We start from the raw sequence: 18,088 nt of genomic DNA, 5'->3' as shown, positions 1-18,088 counted from the left end.
GGCCATTTCAATCGGCGATCAAGCCGGGTTGTCGACGCGGATGCGGCGGCGCACATAGCCGGCGAGCGCGACGGCGAGCGCGATCGCCCACAGCGGCCAGAGAAGCTCTGGGCCGATCGTCGACCAGTTCTCGCTCAGCGGAAGCGAACCCGACATCGCGACTCTCACGAACATCACGCCGCCTGCGAAGATCGCCAGCCCTCCGATCGTGACGGGCACAGCGGCGAGCGCGACAGGAATGCGACGGCCACCGAGTGCGGGAACCCAGTGAGGGACCCGCTCACCCCAGCGCTGAACAAGCCCGAGAGTCAGCAGCGCAACAGCGGTAGCGACGCTGGCGAGACCCAATCCGACCGTCCAGAGTCCTGATTCCTGACCGTCGGCGAGCATCTCGTCCGAGATACCGAGGGGAATCCCCGCGGCCCACGCGAATCGCACGGCTGCGTAGAGCAGCGGCACGACAACCGCGACAGCGACCGCCGCCCATTCGAGCATCGACGCCCGCCTGCCTTCGATCGGCACAAGGCGGCCGGCTGGCGCGCAGACAGCCGCGGCGATCCAGACGGCGGAGCCAAGCAGCATCCCGAACTGCAGCGTCGTGGCGCCATCGAGCGGCACGAGCCGAAAGCTCAGAGCGTACCCGATCACCGCCATGACCTTCGCGTCGGCGACGATGACTGTCGAGAAGACCGTCAGCGCCCCGGCGACGACCGCGAGCACTGCGATGGGAGGCTCCGCTCGCGACAGCGCCCACGCCGCGACCGCGGTCACGATGACGCCGACAATGCCGAGAAGCACGGCTGCGAAAGGCCCAGGAAGGGCGTCGATGAGCGCACTGAAATCGCCCGGTGAGAAGTCGGCGAATGGGGCATCGACGAGCCCGGTGAGCCAGAGGACGGATGCTGCCACAAGGCTGATTGACCAGACGAGGGCCGCGAACATTGTGATTCGGCTGCGCCGCTGCTGACTCCCGGCGGCACGCGCTGTGAGGTGAGGTGATGTATTCATGATTCCAGCGTCGCGATCGACGTTGGCGTCGTCTCCACCCGTGCGGGGGAATGTCATCCCGGCACGGGGGAGTTCACCGGGGGCCGAGTTCAGCTCCCGGCTCGATGAACCCAGATTCGTACGCCGCGATCACCGCCTGCGTGCGGTCGCGCACGCCGAGCTTCATGAGAATGCTGGCGACGTGAGATTTGACCGTCTCCGCTCCCACGAAGAGCTCGTGCGCGATCTGCGCGTTCGACAGACCCCGAGCGACCCAGCGCAGCACGTCTTGCTCACGATCGCTGAGGTGCGCAGAGCCGAGCTTGTCACCCTGCGTTCCGTGCCTCGCCGCGAGGCGCCTGATGTGCGCCGGATAGAGAAGAGACTCACCATCTGCGACGATCTGCACCGCGCGCACGAGCTCCGCGGGTTCGGCACGCTTCACGACAAAGCCATCGGCACCGGCCTTGAGTGCGTCATAGACGTGATCGTCGCTGTCGAATGTCGTCAGAATAAGCACGCGAGGGCGTGATGGATGCTGCATGAGCAGCCGCGTCGCCTCAATTCCGCTCATGCGCGGCATACGCACATCCATCACCACGACAGCGGGGGCGAATTCAGTGACGGCTTGCGTGACTTCGTCGCCGTCTGAGGCTTCTCCGACGACACTGATGCCGGGCTCGGCGTCGAAGATCGCACGCAGTCCCGCCCGCACGAGCGGCTCATCGTCGACCAGCACGATTCGAAGGCTCACGTGCCCCTCCCACCCTGCGGGCCGCGAACCGGAAGCCGGGCGGACAGACGCCACCGCTCGGCGACAATATCCACCGACGACTCACCGCCGAGCACCGCGACGCGTTCACGCACTCCTGCGAGCCCTCGGCCATCGATCACGCGAACGGCACTGGTCTCGTTCTCGACGAGAACGCTCAGCTCCTCGTCGTCGATGACGATGCTTACGGTGACACGTGGCGTTGCCGCATATCGCAGGGCGTTCGTGACCCCCTCCTGCACGACGCGATACGCCTCGCGCCCAAGACTCGCGGGCAGCTTCTCTGGGTGCCCATCGACGCAGAGGTCGACTTCGAAGCCGACCGCTCGCGTCTCACGGGCAAGACTGTCGACATCGGCGAGAGTACGGCGATCGGGAGCCCGATCATCGCGCGGCTCGTCGCCATCACGCAACACGCGAAGCACGTAGTCGAGCTCCGCGACGGCGGCGCGCGATACACGTTCGATCTGGTCGAGCGCCGCGCGAGCAGCATCCGGGTCTCGCTCAATGGCGCCACGCGCGACGAGCGCCTGCATTGTCGACACCGTGAGCGCGTGGCCGACCGAGTCATGCACATCGCGAGCAAGAGCCTCACGGCGCTGCCCGGCGCGCGCAGCCTCGGCCTCGCTCGCGCGCTGCTCATCGCGCGACGGCCCCAGCAGCAGCGTCGCGTACCACGGCAGCAGATACGCCGCGGCGATCGTGACGACGACAATGAGCACGGCCGCAAGCCCGCCGACAATGAGCGCAGTCGTCGCGTCGATCTCGGTGATCGAGAAGGTGTCGCGCAGCAACGCCGCACCCTCATCGGATCCGGTCGAGGTGAGAGCATCGCCGATGAGCACCGCACACAGCGGAAAGACGAAGGCGATGCCGAGAATCAGGATGCCGCCAGAGGCGATGTGGCCGGCGAAGAAGAGCGCTCCACGCCCCGTGTCCGCGAGTGTGGCGCGCCTCTGCGGCTCGGGAATGGCGGTATCGAGAAGCTGGTTCGCGACAGTGCGCTCAAGCGCCCGTGTCACCGGAAGCACCGCAGGAACCACCAGCAGCGCGAGCACGACCAGACTCGAGAGCCGGGCGCTGAGCGGGCCGCCCGTGATCCAGAGCCCAAGGCTCCACACGGCGATCGCGCCGTATGGCAGTGCAACGAGTCCGCCGATGAGCAGCACGAGCGCGCGACGCCAGGCCGTCGCCACAACTCTCGTTTTCTGCGTGTGCTCCGCCACGACTCCATGGTGCCCGACAATCGAAACGGGCGCTTCCCCCGCGTGGGGGAAGCGCCCGTTCGTCAGGTTCAGACCGAGGCGACGATGAGATGGTCGCCCGCCGCGTCGAAGTCCACGCGCACGGTATCGCCGTCGTGAACCTCGCCCGCGAGCAACGCCGTCGCGAGGCGGTCGTCGATCTCCTTCTGCATGAGACGCCGCAGCGGACGCGCGCCGTAAATCGGGTCATATCCGCGATCGGCCAGCCAGGACCGGGCATCCGGGGTGACGGCGAGAACCAGCCGACGCTCGCCAAGGCGCGACTGCAGCCGCTCGATGTACAGCTCGACGATCTCACCCAGCTCGTCTTGCGACAGCGCCGAGAACACGACGATGTCGTCGAGCCGGTTGACGAACTCGGGCTTGAACGCCTGGCGCACGAGATCCTGCACCGACTGCTCCTTCTCGTCCCACGACAGGCTCTGGTCCACGAGGAACTGCGAACCGAGGTTCGATGTGAGAATCAGGATCGTGTTGCGGAAGTCGACGGTGCGCCCCTGCCCGTCGGTCAGCCGACCGTCGTCGAGCACCTGCAGCAGAACGTCGAACACTTCGGGGTGGGCCTTCTCGATCTCGTCGAGCAAGATCACGGAGTACGGGCGACGACGCACGGCCTCGGTCAGCTGACCGCCCTGCTCGTATCCGACATAGCCGGGAGGGGCACCAACGAGCCGCGACACCGTGTGCTTCTCGCCGTACTCCGACATGTCGATGCGCACCATGGCGCGCTCGTCGTCGAAGAGAAACGCGGCGAGAGCCTTCGCAAGCTCGGTCTTACCCACGCCCGTCGGCCCGAGGAACATGAACGATCCGGTGGGCCGGTTCGGGTCCGAGATGCCCGCGCGGCTGCGTCGCACAGCATCCGCCACCGCCGTCACCGCGCGCTTCTGACCAATGAGCCGCTTGCCCAGCTCCGACTCGAGATGCAGCAGCTTCTCGGTCTCGCCTTGCAGCAGACGTCCGACGGGAATACCGGTCCAGGCAGAGATCACCGCGGCGATGTCGTCTTCGGTTACCTGCTCGTTGACCATGCGCGGCTCGTCGGGCTCGCTTTCGCTCTCGGCTCGTTCGAGTTGCTCGGTCAACTGCTTGATCGTCGTGTACTCGAGCTTCGATGCTTCGGTGTAGTTCGCCTCGCGCATGGCCTTATCGCGTGCGGTCTGCGCCTCATCGAGCTGCTTCTTGAGGTCCCCCACCTTGTTAAGGCCGGTGCGTTCGCGCTCCCAGCGCGCCTGCAGCTGCTCGAGCTCACTCTCCTTGTCGGCCAGCTCCTCGCGCAGCTTCGCGAGACGCTCCTTCGAGGCGTCGTCCTTCTCTTTCTTGAGGGCGAGCTCTTCGATCTTCATGCGGTCGACCTGGCGTTTGAGCTCGTCGATCTCAACAGGCGAAGAGTCGATCTCCATCTTGAGGCGGCTCATGGCCTCGTCGATCAGGTCGATCGCCTTGTCGGGCAGCTGCCGCGACGTGATGTAGCGATTGCTCAGGCTCGCAGCGGCGACGAGAGCGGCATCGGTGATCGTGACACCGTGGTGGGCTTCGTAACGCCCCTTGAGCCCGCGAAGGATCGCGATGCTGTCTTCGACGCTGGGCTCGCCCACGTACACCTGCTGAAAGCGGCGTTCGAGCGCAGCATCCTTCTCGATGTACTCGCGGTACTCGTCGAGGGTGGTCGCACCGATCAGGCGCAACTCGCCGCGTGCCAGCATGGGTTTGAGCATGTTGGATGCTGCAACGGAGCCCTCTCCCCCGCCGGCTCCCATGAGCAAATGCAACTCATCGACGAACGTGATGATCTGCCCCTCGGCCTCGTTCACCTCTTTGAGCACGCTCTTCAGGCGCTCTTCGAACTGGCCGCGATACATCGCACCGGCAACGAGCGCCGAGATGTCGAGCGAGACGAGCTGTTTGTCTTTGAGCGATTCGGGCACGTCACCAGCGACAATGCGCTGGGCGAGTCCCTCGACAACGGCGGTCTTGCCGACGCCGGGCTCGCCGATCAGCACGGGGTTGTTCTTGGTGCGCCGTGTCAGCACCTGGCTGACGCGACGAATCTCAGCATCGCGACCGATCACCGGATCGAGCTTGCCTGCTCGTGCGATCTCGGTGAGGTTTACGCCGAACTGCTCGAGTGCGCTCTTGGCGTCCTCCTGCGTGGAGGGCGCACCTTGCATGTTTGCCACGTGTGTCCTTCCTGCCTGCGCAGTCAATTGTCTGGATTGAATGTGCAATCAAAACTTGAGTCGTTGATACTCAAGTTTACCGCGATTCGGACCGCAATACCAGTTCAGAAGGCAACTTTGGTGGATTGCCAGCTGACCCGTAATGTGTGGGCATGACGACGGCAGCAGACGCGGCACTGCTCGCGCGACTCGATAGTCAGCGGCAGCACGTGCTCGGCACCGTTGAGGGGCTCGACGATGAGGCGATGGCCAGGCGGATGCTGCCGAGCGGCTGGTCCTTGACCGCAATGCTGCACCACCTGGCGCTCGACGACGAGCGGTTCTGGTTCGCGGGCACCGTCGCAGGTGACCCGGCTGTCGTCGAGTGGGTCGGATCAGGCGGTGACGGATGGGACGTTCCCGACAGTCTCACGGGGTCGCAAGCCGTCGACCTGTATGTGAAGGCCATCGACCGCTCGAACGCCATTCTCGCCGCCGCATCCTTCGACGCCCCACCCGTGTGGTGGCCCGACGATCTGTTCGGCGAGTACCGGCTGGCAACGGTACGCGACGTCGTGCTGCACGTGCTTGCCGAGACGGCGACCCATGCCGGACACCTTGACGCTGCGCGTGAACTGATCGACGGGCGCCAGTGGCTCGTGTTCGAGTAGCGATCACACCCAGCCGCTGCGCCGCGCGAGAGTCAGCGCCTCGGCGCGATTGCGAGCGCCGAGCTTGCCAATGGCGGCCGAGAGATAATTGCGCACGGTCGCGGTGGAGAGGTGCAGCTTCTGCGCGATCTCAGAGATCGGGATGCCGCCGTCAGACGCTGCGAGAACGTCGACCTCGCGGTCACTCAACGGATTCTCTCCCGCGCTGAGGGCCTGCGCCGCCAGCAGTTGATCGATGACGGTCTCGCCTGCGACCACGCGGCGAATGGAAGCGGCGAGCTCTTCGACGGGGTTGTCTTTGACCAGAAAGCCGCGGGCTCCAGCATCCATCGCTCTGCGCAGATAGCCGGCGCGGCCGAACGTCGTGACGATGACGACTGCGGTGCCGGGGCTCTCTCGTCGAATGTCGGCGATCGCGTCAAGCCCGCTCTTTCCGGGCATCTCGATGTCGACCAGCGCGACGTCGGGCTTGTGCTCGCGCACAGCAGCCGCCACGTCATCGCCGCGACTGACGCCCGCGCAGACCGTCAGGTCGTCTTCCAGCTCGAGCAGACTCGTCAGAGCCGAGCGCATCATAGTCTGGTCTTCAGCGATCACAATCGAGATCATGAGGCGCTCCCCTCGGCCGGAACCGCGATGGTCAGTGTGAATCCGCGTGCGTCAGACGCGACGTCAAGAGTTCCGCCAGCTCTCGCCGCCCGCTCGCGCATGCCGCGAATTCCCGATCCCCATTCGGCGGCGACAGCACCGCGACCGTTGTCGGCAATCTCCATGCTCGCGCCTTCAGAGCCTGACATGACGCGAACGGTGCAGTGTGTTGCGTGCGAGTGCCGAATGACGTTCGTCGTCGCCTCGCGCACCACCCATGCGAACAGGGCATCGGTCTGCGGCGACAGTGCGGGAACCGGCCGCGACGCTTCCATGCTCACGCCGGCGTCCTCGAGCGCTTCGGTCGCACCGGACAGCTCGTGCTCCAGGCGCAATTCGCGGTATCCCGCGACCGCCTGGCGTACGTCAGCGAGTGCTGTGCGCCCCACGTCTTCGATTCCGCGTGCATGGTTCACGACAGAGTCGGGGTCGGATGCTGCGAAGCGACGGATCGCCTCAGCCTTCACGACAATGACCGACAGCGTGTGCCCGAGAAGGTCATGCAGATCTCGCGAGAAGCGCTGGCGCTCTTCAGCGACGGCGAGTCCGGCGAGGCGGCGTCGAGTGGAACGCAGCTCGGCGACGATGTCGACGAGAGCGCCGATCAGGTAGGTGCTCACACCCGCCACAACGCTCGCGAACCCGAACAGCAGGGCATTCGCGAGTGACCAGGTGGCGATGCCCTCAGCGATCGATCCGCTGATCGAAAGTCCCATCACTATGCCTAGGGCGTAGCGACGCCGGATCGCGGTTGCTGCTGCAATCGCGAGAAGCGGGTACAGAAAACCTTGACCGTCGTGCGAGATCACAAACTGCGCGACAACGAGGGCCGTGAGCACGGCGACGCACAGCTCGCTCATCCACTGCGGCACGCCTCTGTATGGCACCACGACCGTCACCACGTACCAGGCGGCAATGAGCACGTAGGTGATCGTCGCGGTGACGTTGCCACTCGCGATGTTCGATACGAGTGGTGCGACTATGAGAACGGGAAGCCAGATCAGTGCGAACCACGGTCCACGCCGCGCGGCGAACCAGTTGGCGCCCCAGTCGTCGCATTCTGAGGCCCGCGGGCCTGTGGTCGTCATCTGGTCGGTCATCAGTGTCCTTCCCCACATCACGTTACGCGTTCGACCGTCGTGCGGGTGCTGCGCGTCCGGCTCGACGTAGCCCAACGATCAGAATGGTGCCCACGACGATGTGCAGTATCTCGAGGATGCTCAGCGCGGCACCGATTGCCCCCGAGAGGGCGGGGCCGGCGAGTGAAAGCGCGAGCACGACGAGAGCGACCACTGTCCACGCTTTCAGCCCTCGGCGAGTGCGCCCCATGGTCGCTTGCAGGCCCCAAGCAGCGATGCCGCCACCGAGTGCTGACACGGCGATAGCGATGGGTCCGACGGTCATTCCGGCTTGCGGTACGTCGAGCTCGATGCCGAGGAGGGGAACGCAGATCGCCCAGATCAGCAGAGCCGCGAGTGTGGCGATGGCGATAGTCAGGGTGCTGGTGAACGCACGCGCTCCCGTGGAAGTCCGTTGAGATGCCTGAGTAGCCCGAGTGGCTTTCTGAGTTGACGTCATGATGTTTCCTTTCGTCGCTTTCGACGATAGGAATCAGAAGGTCGGCTCAGACAGGTGGTGACGTCCTGACATCCGTGGGACAAATGTCACAGAATCTGGCGAGCTACGAGATTGGCGGCGCTCCGGGCACTCCGAGTAGCGCTTCGAGCTGTTCTGCTCGTGCGTATCGTGTGTCGGGGCCGCCGCGTTGTCAGGAACGCGGCCCGGTATCTCGCCCGCCGTAGGGTGGTCGTCGTTGCCCGAGGTACCGCCGGTTCACGTACCAGCCTGGCGGTATGACGCGTGGTCGGCCGTTGTTGTCGCGGGTGATGGCCCATTCTCCGCGTTCGAGCAGTCTGTGGTGAAACCAGCAGACGAGGACGCCGTTGGGCAGGTCTGTTCTGCCGACGGTCTCCCATGCGTGAATGTGGTGGGCTTCGCAGAGCCAGGCGGGATGTGACAGTCGGGTGCAACACAGGTGGGTGCGTCCCTGGCGATCAACGCTAGCCGCTGCTGCGTGCTGAAAAACCTCTCGGCGGTCCCGAGATTGAGCACTTCGCCATCACTGTTGATCGCGACCTGCCGGGTGTCGCCGTCGCATTGCATTTGCTTCACGTAGCTCATCGGCAACGGTGCCGGTGTCCCCGGTGACCACGCTGCCCCGGTCCCTGTGTTGAGGTTGCGTTCGTCCACGGTGACGAGCACGGTCGGGCCGCGGCCGTGGAGTTTGGGTGCGGTCTTCTGCTTCCCGGTGCCGCCGACGATCGCCGTGAACACGTCGGCGCGTTCCTGCGGTTTCGACCGCTCCTCCGGCGCTTCCTCGTTGTCAGCGAGCTCGTCGGCATGCATAAACGTCGGTGACGTTCTCTTGGACATGTAGGCGTCAAACACGGGTGTCACCTGTGCCGCCTGCTCCGGCGACAAGGTTCCCGTGATCTTCAGGGTCCCGTCCTCTTGATGCCGAAACACCAACTTCCGCGCCTGGTGCAGTTCCTCAGCAGACGGTTCCACACCGTCCGGGTCCAGCACCGCGCAGAACGCTCTCGCCTGCTGGCGCAGGTTATCCGCTGACACGGGTGCCTCCCCGTTCGCGCCGGTCGCGTTGCCCAGCAAGGTCGCTTCGGCCCTGTCCATCTGCTCCGGCACCGCACGAGGCAGCACTGGCGCGAGTGTTGTGGTGATGGCTTCGGCAGCATCCAAACCGATGACACCATCGCTCAACGCTGCCGCGGTCTGCGGGAACACCGGGGCAAGCGGCAGCCCCGTATCGGAAACTCTCGGTGTCGTATGGGCGGCGAGTCTCGTATACCGGTACGCCGTCGAGTTCTTCGCCCCCGTGACCTTCTCAAACAACGCTGCCGGCGAGGAGCACCCGTGACGAGCAGCAAGACCATCAAACCCGGCATCCGCGTCCGAACGGCGAGCAATGTCACCGACGTTGCCGACCTGACGACCCTCGACCAGACGAGCAATGTTGCCCAGCAGACCCGTGAACTCCAGCAGGGCGCCTGCGGAGAGCGCGGCGGGTTCGATGTCGGTGAGGTCAGCAGCTGCGGCGAGTACATTCTCAGCGGCACGCACAGCGACAGCATCCGGGCCCTCCGGAGACCCGAATCCGGGTGCTGCTGCCATGTTTTCCATGCCAACAGTCTTCCAGGACCCACTGACATTGCCGCCGACAGAAGACCCGGTCAGAGTTGCATTGTGAACAAGTTGAAACACACGTTGCCTGTGGACGGAGAGTTATCAGCCGCGGTGAGACCAGGAGTGAGAACGACGCGCACGACGATCAGATCACGAGGCAGCACGAAACACGCGACGCGCACGACGAGACGAGGCTCGCAAGCCCGTCGAACCGATAGCGCCAAGCGCCAGAAAGCCTCCCGCAGCAGCGATTGAGATTCGCGTAGCATCCGCCATGCCCTCAGAGAGCGCCTCCACGACATCAGGAGCAGCCGAACCGAACGCGCTATCCGTGCCCTGCTCGCGCAGCGGCTCGATCGTCCCGCCCGCCGCGCTCACGGTGGCGTCAGAGATCGACGCGGCCTGCTCAGAAGGCAACCCCTCCACAGCATCCAGATGCACGGGAATCACGCCCGCAAGTGACGCCGCGAGCACCGTTCCGATCACGGCCGTTCCGAGCGCAGACCCCACCTGTCGCACGGTGCTCTGCGTCGCCGACCCCTGCCCCGACTGCTCCACCGGAATATCGGCGAGCACCGTTCCCGTCAGCTGCGCTGACGCGAGCCCCAAGCCGAGCCCATAGACGACGAGCACGCCCGCAAGCAGCCACAGAGACATGGATGCTGTCACGACGAACACAAGCGCTGAGACGGCCACGGTCTCGAGCACGAGCCCGATCAGCACGGTTGTTGGTGCTGAGAACCGCGCAGAGATATGGCGCGCCTCAGCACCGGCGACGAACGCTCCGAGCCCCATGGCAGCGAGCGCGAGTCCCGCGTGCAACGTGCTGACGCCCAGGGCATTGACGATGAATAGCGGAAGGACGAAGAGCAAGCCGAACTCCCCGATCGCGACACAGAGAGCGACGAGATTTCCCCATCGGAACGCGCTCACGCGAAACAGGCTGAGATCAAGAATCGCTGAGACGTTGCGTCGAGCGCGACGCTGTTCCCACATCGCAAAAAAGACAAGGGATGCTGCGCCGAGCACGAGCGCGATCGGCACGGCCGACACCGCGGCATCCGTCCCCCATGTCCACCCGAGAATCGTCAACGGTGACGCTGGCGCCCACCATCCGAGAGACTGTCCTTCGATCAGTCCGAAGACCAGAAGGCCGAAGCCCGCGACGCTCAGCAGCAGTCCGACGACGTCGACGCCGTGCGCCCCGCTTCGTTCACGCGACTCGTCGACGGTCATCAGCACACCGACGATCAGAATCGCGCCGAGTGGAACATTGACGATGAAGATCCACTGCCAGGTGAGCGTCGTCGTGATCCACCCGCCCGCGAGCGGACCGAGCGCGGCCATGCCCGAGATGACGGCTCCCCAGACGCCGAAGGCGATGGCGCGATCACGCCCGCGAAATGTCGCATTCACGCTCGACAACGTTGTGGGGAGAATGAGCGATCCGCCGACGCCCTGCACAACACGCGCTGCGATGAGCGTGCTCGCCGACGTTGCGAATGCCGCGATCACGCTGCCCGCGACGAAGACCACGATTCCCGCGATCAGAAGTCGGCGCCTGCCGAACCGGTCGCCGAGACGCCCCGAGGTCAGCAGAAGGGCGGCGAACACGACGGAGTAGACGCCATTCACCCATTGCGCCTCACTCACGTCGAGGTCGAGGTCAGAGATGAGCGTCGGCAGCGCGACGCCCACGATCGTTCCATCGAGCACGATCATCGACAAGGATGCCGCAAGCATCCCGAGGCCGATCCAGCGCCGTTTGCCCTTCGACCCGTGCTTCACCGACGTCATCGGCACTTCTCCCTGCCGGAAACGTCCCGGCACACAGCGAGACTACGCGCGAGCGGCTTTACGTCACATCGACCAAAAGATGCATTGCCAGGCCTGCGACGTGCTGACAAGCCGAAATCAGTCAGCTTTGCTGCGGCACCCGATTCTTGTAGCTGTAGCGCGCAGCCCGATGGCTCGGGGCAACGCGGTCGCCCTTTTCCTGCAGCTTGTTGCGCAGAGTTCCCGGGGTGTACTCCGTTTGGTATGCCCCGCGCTCCTGCAGCACAGGAATCACGTGCTCGACGATGTCTTCGAACGTGCCGGGCGTCACCGCGTATGCGAGATTGAACCCGTCGACATCCGCGTGCTCGGCGATGTCTTGCAGCTGGTCGGCGATCTCTTCGCCGCTTCCCACGATGTACGGGCCGAGCCCGCCGATCGCGCTCTGCTTGGCGATGTCTCCGACCGTCCACACGGTGCCGTCATCGGCGCCGCGCTGCACGTTTGCGAGGGCGGACTGAATCGCATTGCTCTTGACGTTGCCGACCGGCTCGTCAAGTGAGTACTGCGAGAGATCGACGCCCATCCACCCGGAGAGAAACACCGCGGCACCCTCGGGGCTCGCGTAACTGAGGTAGTCCTCGAACTTCGCTTGAGCCTTCTCGGGCGTCGAATCGGTGATGACGGTGATGAGGGCGTAAATGCGAGCGTCGTAGCGCCCGCGCCCCGCTGCCTCGAGACCATCGCGAATGCGCGTGACCGTGTCGCGCAGGCCGTCGCGTGTCGAGTTCGCGATGAAGATGGCCTCCGCGTTCTCGGCAGCGAATGCGACGCCGCGCGGCGAGGCACCGGCCTGGTAGATCACCGGGGTGCGCTGCGGGCTGGGCTCAGAGATGTGGATGCCGGGAACAGTGAAGTTCTTGCCCTCGTGCCCGATTTCGTGCACCTTGCTCGGGTCGGTGAACACTCCCGACTCGCGGTCGAATTGCACGGCGTCGTCTTCCCACGAGCCTTCCCACAGCTTGTACAGCACTTCGAGGTACTCGTCGGCGTAGTCGTAGCGGTCGTCGTGCTCCATCTGGTCGTCGTGCCCCATGTTGCGCGCGGCACTCGGCAGGTATCCCGTGACGACGTTCCAGCCCACGCGGCCGCGCGTGAGGTGGTCGAGTGTCGTCAGGCGCCGCGCGAACGGGTACGGGTGCTCATACGCCGTTCCCGCCGTCACGCCGAATCCGAGATTCTCGGTCACCGCCGCCATGGCCGAGACGAGCATGAGCGGATCGTTGACGGGCACCTGCGCACCGTGCTTGATCGCGCCCTCGTTGCTCGAGCCGTAAACATCGTAGGTGCCGAGCACGTCGGCGATGAACAGCCCGTCAAACTTGCCGCGCTCGAGCACCTTCGCGAGATGCGTCCAGTAGTCGAGCGTGTTGTAGTTGCGGGACTTATCGTCGGGGTGGCGCCACAGCCCGGACGACTGGTGGGCGACACAGTTCATATCGAAGGCGTTGAAGCGAATCTGACGGGTCATGCACTAAGAATGCGTGCTGACGCAGCATCCGTCATCTTCGGCGTTTCACATTTCGTCACAGTCACCATGGCGACTCTCGGATGCTGCTGAGCAGCACGTCCGCGAACCGCCACTGGGCTTACGCCGTGATGCGCTCGTAGATCTCGATCATGCGCGCGGTCTGGGCGCTTTGCCGCAGTGACTCTGCAGCGTTCGGTGAGGGGCGGGTCAGTTCACCGGATGCTGTCGAATCGACGACGCGCGCGATCGTCTCGGCGAGCGCCGCCACCGAGTCGTCCGCCGGTTCGACGTACACGCCCTCGGGCAGCTCTGCGGCGATCGCCGGGTCGCACACGATCGATGTCGTGCCGAGCGCCGCCGCTTCGAAGACGGTCATGCCCTGCGTTTCAAAACCGATCGAGGTCTGCGCGAGGGCGTCGGCCCGGGCGATCGCCTCGAGGGCGTTGCGGTAGGGCACCTTTCCCGAGAAGATCACGCGATCGGTCATGCGGTGCTTGGCCACGAACTCGCGGGCTCTCGACAGCAGCAGCCCCTGCCCATAGAGGCGCACCTCGGCGTTCGCTCCCGATGCGTCGACAGCCTGCAGAAACTCGAGAACGCGTTTTTCATGACTCATGCGCCCCATCCACACGATGGTCGGGCGCGATGTCTTCTCGCGGTCGACGCTCGCGAGCACGTCGTCGATCACGTCGTCATCGGTGCCGGTGCGCACCACGTCGATTTGCTGCGCAACGCCCTTCTGTCGCAGCAGCGCGGCGAAGTGATTGCTGGGCGCCGTGACAGCATCCGCTCGCAGGGCAAGCTCATTGAGATAACGCCAGGCGTCCGGGCGCAGCAGCGACATCTGTCCCCCGAGCGAACGCCCCTCGATGCTGAGCAGCAGTTTGGTAACGAGCTTGGGGAACGGCACGGTCTTGCGCAGACCGAACTCCATGTTGTTGTGGAACGTCAGAACAACGGGAATGCCGTGACGACGCGCGTATCGCAGGCCGATGACCGCTCCCCAGAAGTCCCCCTGAATGTGCACGACGTGCACGGGTTCGCGTTGCACCATCTCGGCGTCGAGGATGCGGTCGCTACGGCGCCCCGGTCGTGTCAGCGCGTACTCGCGGTCGACCGTGATGGGGAATGAGGGAAGGTCCACGTAGCAGGGGTCGTGCGGATGATCGCGATGCATCCCGGGCGCGACGATCGAGACCCGGTGCCCGGCCTTCTCGAGAAACTTCTTCTGCAGCCGGATTGATACCTGCGCACCACCGAGCGACTCCGCGTGCTGGTCAGTCGCGATCATGATGTGCATGGTCAACTAAGCCTACCGGTCAGGGTCTGCTGTCCCGGCTCTCGGCATGATCGAGGATGCTGCAGAATTGACGCATGATCGACGAATCCCGGCCTCGTCCCGCTCTCAGCGCGGCGCTTTCCGAGCAGGAGTTCCGGCGGTGGTACTGGTTGAAAGAAGAATTGCAGCGCTTCGCGCGGTCGCTCGGTGTCTCGGCGTCTGGCAGCAAAGACGTACTGAGCGCGAGGATCGCCGCGCACCTCAGCGACCGAGCCTTCGATGAGCCCGCTCGGCGCCGATCGGGTGGGCCGCAGCTGGTCGCTCCCCTCAACCGCTCGACCGTGATTCCGCGCGGCCAGCGCTGCAGTCAGCTGGTCCGGGCGTGGTTCGTGGAGCAGGTCGGAAGCCGTTTCACATTCGACGAGCCCATGCGCCAGTTTTTCGCGGAGACCGATGGCAGCCAGACCTTCGCCGATGCACTCGCGCACTGGCGTGCCACCCGCGAGGTTGTGGCGAAGCCGATCGGTGCGCAGTTCGAGTACAACAGATTTACGCGGGCGTGGCGCTCACAGCATCCTGAGGGCACTCGCGAGCAGCTGCTCGCTGACTGGCGCGCATACCGCAGCCGGCCCATCGACGAGCGTGGGCGCATCTGAGGTCGTCACTCTGGCAGGTAGGGCACGCACCCCTCACGCGGAGCGCAGCTCGGGAACGCCCTCGCCTTCGCGCGGCGGAGGCGGGGGCGTGCCGTCACCGAATGGGCGCCCTCCCAGCTCGTCGCGCCCGTGCGGCGTGAGCCAGACCGTCTCGTCGGGACCGACGGGAACAATGCCGCTCGGATTGATATCGCGGTGCACGAGGTAGTAGTGGGCTTTGATCTGCGCGAAGTCGATCGTGTCGCCGAATCCCGGCGTCTGAAAGAGGTCGCGCGCGTAAGCCCAGAGCACGGGCATCTCGGCCAGCTTCGATCGATTGCACTTGAAGTGCCCGTTGTAGACGGCGTCGAACCGCGCGAGAGTGGTGAACAGCCGAATGTCGGCCTCGGTGATCGTGTCGCCGACAAGGTACCGCTGATTCTCGAGGCGCGCGCTTAGCCAGTCGAGACGGTCGAACAGCTCGGTGTAGGCGTGTTCGTACGCCTCTTGTGACCCCGCGAACCCGGCCTTGTAGACGCCGTTGTTCACCTCGTGGTAAACGTACCGGTTGACTTCGTCGATCTCCTCGCGCAGCGCCTTCGGGTACAAGTCGGGCGCGCCCTCGCGGTGGAACTCCGTCCACTCGGTTTCAAAGTCGATCGTGATCTGCGGGAAGTTGTTCGTGACGACTGCTCCGCTTGGAATATCGACGATGGCGGGCACCGTGATACCACGCGGGTAGCCGCTGAAGCGCGCGAAGTATGCCTGCTGCAGGCGCTCGATGCCGAGCACGGGATCGACGCCGCCGGGGTCGAGGTCGAACGTCCAGCTGCGCTGATCATGCGTCGGCCCGGGGAGGCCGAGCGAGATGGCGTCTTCGAGTCCCAGAAGGCGCCGCACAATGATCGTGCGGTTCGCCCACGGGCACGCGCGTGCGGCGATCAGACGATAGCGCCCTGCCTCGACGGGCCATCCGTCGCGGCCATCGCGCGTAATGCGATCTTCAATGTAGTTGGTGTCGCGGTCGTAGGGTTTCCCCGGCTCCACGTAGCGACCACCAGCATCCGTTGATTCAGCCATGTCTCGACCATACGCTGTGTCAGAGCGCGTCGAGCTCCTCGACCGCCTCAATCAAGGTTCCCTGCACGAAGGTCAGCCAGTCGTACATTCCCCGCAGCGACTCGACGTCGTCATCACTCAACTCCGCCACGAGCTCCTCGGTCGGTTCCGCGATGCGCGAGTCGAGACTCAGCCGCAGATCGGTGAGCGACCGCATCCACTGCAGCGCCAGCTCACGGTCAATGCGCACGACCGCCGTTCGCCCCATCTGCACGGGAAGCGCGCCATGCTCGCGAAACGTCGTCAGCACAGCATCCGCGTCAGCCTTCTTGCTCTGCGCGAGCTCGTCGACCGTGAAGCGCCGAAACTCGGCGGCTGCTTCGTCGTCGTCGGTGTAGGCAGCGGGAAAGAGCCGCTCCCCCGCGGCATCGTCGACGGCTGCGCCTGCCGCCACCCCGTCGATGAGCGAGCGCAGCTGCTCAGTGAGGTTGGTCAGCACCGAGACTTCGATGTCTTCGAATTGGGCCTCGACGTGATCGCCCGACCTGCGAAATGCCTGCATCACTCGTCCGCCTTCTGAAGCGTCGCCATGAGCCCGTAACCGTGCATTGCGCTGACGTGCCGCTCCATCTCTTCGCGCGTGCCGCTCGCGACGACAGCCCGTCCGTCATTATGCACCTTCAGCATCAGCCGTTCCGCCTTCTGCCTGCTCATGCCGAAATAGCTGCGGAACACGAACGCCACGTACGTCATGAGGTTGACCGGGTCGTCCCACACGATCGTCACCCACGGCGATCCGAGCGTCAGCTGCTCGTCGAGTCGCGGGTCATGCGTGGTCTGCGGCATATCTCTATGCTGACACTTCGCGGGCGGCGAAGCATCCGTCAGGCTTTCAGATTTCGCCGTACGATCAGATCAGGCCGACAGGGGTTCCGGATGCTGCCGAGCGATGTGCCGCCTCGGCAATGCGCACGGCGGCGAGGCCGTCTGCGGCGGTCACGCGTGCGGGCGCGCCGTCAGTGATGGCGTCGGCGAAATCACTGAGCTGTGCACGATAGGCGTCGCCCTTGTGCGGTTCGACGGAGAGGTCGTGGTCGAACTCTCCCGCATCGCCGTCGATGCGGAACGTCGTCCGGAACTCCGTCTCGGGTGGTCCCCACCGCCCGACGACGTTCGTGACCGCCCCGCCGACGTGTGTCAGCTCGACGCGCGCCTCGACGAGGGCGGGAACGATGCCGCCCTCCGTCGCCGGATGCTGCGTCGCCTCGACGCGCTGCACCTCGCCGAACATCCAGCGGGCCTGATCGAAGTCGTGAATGAGAAAATCCATGAGGATGCCGCCGGACGCTGCGTCGTCGTCAAACCATGTTCCGCCGGCCGGCGTCGCTGCCTCGCGCGTGAACGTCGCTCGTGAGACTCTGCCGAGCGCGCCGCTCGCCACGGCCGCGTGCGCCCTCGCATAGGCATCCATGTACCGCACGACGTGCGCGGGCAGGAGCGGAATGCCGGCAGCCTCGGCCGAGAGCACGAGGTCCCGCGCGACGTCGGTGGTGCGTGCAACCGGTTTTTCGCACACGATGGGCAGATCGGCGGAGATCGCCGCTCGAATCTGCTCGGCGTGATGCGGTGTTGGAGACGCAATGTCGACGATTGTCGCTCGGTGCAGCAGGTCTTCAAACGAGTCGGCGGCCGCTACGCCGTGCTGTGACGCGAACGACTGGGCAGAACGTGGTGACCACACAACAATCTCTGCTCCGAGCTGCGCCCACGCCGCAGCGTGTGTCGCGGCCATGAATCCAGCGCCGATAAGTCCGATGGTGTGGTGTGCCATTGAGGCCCCTTCGCTTGAGGCCAACGTAGCAGTGCTGGAGCGACGGCGTTGCTAAGCACGCTCGAACGTCACGAACCGGCTGTGTCAGACGCGCAGCTTACGGTCACGCCATGTCCGCGCTCATTCCTGACGACTACGCATCCACACTCGAAGAACTCAAACGTCACGTCCACAACGCTCGCTTCCAGGCACAACGAAAGGCGAATACGCAGCTTCTGCTGTTGTGGTGGCGCATCGGGCGAACGATCCTCGAACGGTAAAAGCACGCAGCATG

Annotated in this window: 18 protein-coding genes; 3 read left to right on the top strand and 15 right to left on the bottom strand. The window is 64.9% G+C overall.

What is annotated here, in order from left to right:
- Window positions 1–18: 18 nt before the first annotated feature.
- The 4 genes from ATJ78_RS06045 to ATJ78_RS06030 form a co-directional block, all read right to left on the bottom strand.
- A complete protein-coding gene (locus tag ATJ78_RS06045; protein WP_143741378.1) occupies window positions 19–1,008 on the bottom strand; it encodes a hypothetical protein in 990 nt (329 codons plus the stop codon).
- A gap of 73 nt (window positions 1,009–1,081) precedes the next feature.
- A complete protein-coding gene (locus ATJ78_RS06040) occupies window positions 1,082–1,741 on the bottom strand; it encodes a response regulator (RefSeq protein ID WP_098406775.1) in 660 nt (219 codons plus the stop codon).
- The gene (locus ATJ78_RS06035; RefSeq protein ID WP_169923403.1) at window positions 1,738–2,985 is read right to left on the bottom strand and encodes a sensor histidine kinase; all 1,248 of its coding nucleotides are present in this window, start codon (window positions 2,983–2,985) and stop codon (window positions 1,738–1,740) included. Before ATJ78_RS06035 ends, ATJ78_RS06040 begins: the two co-directional genes overlap by 4 nt.
- 68 nt (window positions 2,986–3,053) lie before the next feature.
- Window positions 3,054–5,204, bottom strand: coding sequence for an ATP-dependent Clp protease ATP-binding subunit (locus ATJ78_RS06030; RefSeq protein WP_211288438.1), 2,151 nt, complete (start codon window positions 5,202–5,204; stop codon window positions 3,054–3,056).
- 152 nt (window positions 5,205–5,356) lie between these two features.
- Here ATJ78_RS06030 and ATJ78_RS06025 point away from each other — a divergent pair, with 152 nt between their 5' ends.
- Window positions 5,357–5,854 carry a mycothiol transferase gene (locus ATJ78_RS06025; protein ID WP_098406773.1) on the top strand — a complete coding sequence of 166 codons (498 nt, stop codon included), beginning with the start codon at window positions 5,357–5,359 and terminating at the stop codon, window positions 5,852–5,854.
- 3 nt (window positions 5,855–5,857) lie between these two features.
- Here the strand turns inward: ATJ78_RS06025 and ATJ78_RS06020 are convergent, their stop codons facing one another.
- From ATJ78_RS06020 to ATJ78_RS05990, 7 genes are all read right to left on the bottom strand, one after another.
- The gene (locus ATJ78_RS06020; protein WP_098406772.1) at window positions 5,858–6,463 is read right to left on the bottom strand and encodes a response regulator transcription factor; all 606 of its coding nucleotides are present in this window, start codon (window positions 6,461–6,463) and stop codon (window positions 5,858–5,860) included.
- Complete coding sequence (locus ATJ78_RS06015) at window positions 6,460–7,602, bottom strand: sensor histidine kinase (protein ID WP_169923402.1); 1,143 nt, start codon at window positions 7,600–7,602, stop codon at window positions 6,460–6,462. The genes ATJ78_RS06020 and ATJ78_RS06015 overlap by 4 nt, the downstream gene beginning before the upstream one ends.
- Window positions 7,603–7,624: 22 nt before the next feature.
- Window positions 7,625–8,080: a DUF6069 family protein gene (locus ATJ78_RS06010; protein WP_211288437.1), complete on the bottom strand. Its 456-nt coding sequence runs from the start codon at window positions 8,078–8,080 to the stop codon at window positions 7,625–7,627.
- Window positions 8,081–8,335: 255 nt separating this feature from the next.
- The gene (locus ATJ78_RS06005) at window positions 8,336–9,691 is read right to left on the bottom strand and encodes a DUF222 domain-containing protein (protein ID WP_169923401.1); all 1,356 of its coding nucleotides are present in this window, start codon (window positions 9,689–9,691) and stop codon (window positions 8,336–8,338) included.
- Between the two features lie 162 nt (window positions 9,692–9,853).
- Window positions 9,854–11,500 (bottom strand): DHA2 family efflux MFS transporter permease subunit, encoded by a 1,647-nt coding sequence (locus ATJ78_RS06000; RefSeq protein ID WP_211288436.1) that lies wholly within the window; start codon window positions 11,498–11,500, stop codon window positions 9,854–9,856.
- A gap of 121 nt (window positions 11,501–11,621) precedes the next feature.
- Window positions 11,622–13,010 (bottom strand): LLM class flavin-dependent oxidoreductase, encoded by a 1,389-nt coding sequence (locus ATJ78_RS05995; RefSeq protein ID WP_098406768.1) that lies wholly within the window; start codon window positions 13,008–13,010, stop codon window positions 11,622–11,624.
- Between the two features lie 118 nt (window positions 13,011–13,128).
- On the bottom strand, window positions 13,129–14,301 hold the full coding sequence (locus ATJ78_RS05990; RefSeq protein WP_342744780.1) for a glycosyltransferase: 1,173 nt from the start codon (window positions 14,299–14,301) through the stop codon (window positions 13,129–13,131).
- A gap of 83 nt (window positions 14,302–14,384) precedes the next feature.
- Here ATJ78_RS05990 and ATJ78_RS05985 point away from each other — a divergent pair, with 83 nt between their 5' ends.
- The gene (locus ATJ78_RS05985; protein ID WP_098406766.1) at window positions 14,385–14,945 is read left to right on the top strand and encodes a DUF6434 domain-containing protein; all 561 of its coding nucleotides are present in this window, start codon (window positions 14,385–14,387) and stop codon (window positions 14,943–14,945) included.
- Window positions 14,946–14,978: 33 nt separating this feature from the next.
- Here the strand turns inward: ATJ78_RS05985 and ATJ78_RS05980 are convergent, their stop codons facing one another.
- The 4 genes from ATJ78_RS05980 to ATJ78_RS05965 all read right to left on the bottom strand — a co-directional run bounded on the left by ATJ78_RS05980 (window position 14,979) and on the right by ATJ78_RS05965 (window position 17,838).
- Window positions 14,979–16,004, bottom strand: a complete 1,026-nt coding sequence (locus tag ATJ78_RS05980; protein WP_098406765.1) for a glutathione S-transferase family protein — start codon at window positions 16,002–16,004, stop codon at window positions 14,979–14,981.
- 19 nt (window positions 16,005–16,023) lie between these two features.
- Window positions 16,024–16,545 (bottom strand): DUF2017 family protein, encoded by a 522-nt coding sequence (locus ATJ78_RS05975; RefSeq protein WP_098406764.1) that lies wholly within the window; start codon window positions 16,543–16,545, stop codon window positions 16,024–16,026.
- Window positions 16,545–16,829, bottom strand: coding sequence for an ATP-dependent Clp protease adapter ClpS (gene clpS, locus ATJ78_RS05970; RefSeq protein ID WP_098406763.1), 285 nt, complete (start codon window positions 16,827–16,829; stop codon window positions 16,545–16,547). Before clpS ends, ATJ78_RS05975 begins: the two co-directional genes overlap by 1 nt.
- Before the next feature lie 64 nt (window positions 16,830–16,893).
- Window positions 16,894–17,838, bottom strand: coding sequence for a Gfo/Idh/MocA family protein (locus tag ATJ78_RS05965; protein WP_281253368.1), 945 nt, complete (start codon window positions 17,836–17,838; stop codon window positions 16,894–16,896).
- Between the two features lie 86 nt (window positions 17,839–17,924).
- Here ATJ78_RS05965 and ATJ78_RS16005 point away from each other — a divergent pair, with 86 nt between their 5' ends.
- Window positions 17,925–18,074, top strand: a complete 150-nt coding sequence (locus tag ATJ78_RS16005) for a DUF1016 N-terminal domain-containing protein (protein ID WP_211288435.1) — start codon at window positions 17,925–17,927, stop codon at window positions 18,072–18,074.
- Window positions 18,075–18,088: the final 14 nt, after the last annotated feature.

It is taken from the genome of Paramicrobacterium agarici, assembly GCF_002563955.1.
Classification (GTDB): Bacteria; Actinomycetota; Actinomycetes; order Actinomycetales; family Microbacteriaceae; genus Paramicrobacterium; species Paramicrobacterium agarici.
The sequence above is the reverse complement of the archived record's forward strand: the minus strand, read 5'-3'. Positions and strand labels throughout refer to the sequence as shown.